This window comes from Solibacillus palustris (genome assembly GCF_022549215.1).
GTDB classification, from domain to species: Bacteria; Bacillota; Bacilli; order Bacillales_A; family Planococcaceae; genus Solibacillus; species Solibacillus daqui.
The window spans coordinates 1-230 of the sequence record NZ_JAKZFC010000042.1; the positions used below are offsets into that span (position 1 = coordinate 1).

1 rRNA gene is annotated in these 230 nt (G+C 37.8%); it reads right to left on the bottom strand.

Annotated features, from left to right (window positions below):
* Positions 1-2 precede the first annotated feature (2 nt).
* A 5S ribosomal RNA gene (rrf, locus tag LZ480_RS19800) occupies positions 3-118 on the bottom strand.
* Between the last annotated feature and the right edge of the window lie 112 nt (positions 119-230).

Sequence of the window (230 nt, forward strand, 5' to 3'; positions counted from 1 at the left end):
CAGCCTAGCGACGTCCTACTCTCACAGGGGGAAACCCCCAACTACCATCGGCGCTAAAGAGCTTAACTTCCGTGTTCGGTATGGGAACGGGTGTGACCTCTTTGCCATCATCACTAGACTATTTTATTTTTTAAAGACAATATCTATTATATCACACTAAACCTATATGTCAAGTATTTTTAATAAATTTTTGTTCTTTCAAAACTGGATAAACGTTTCATTGATATTCA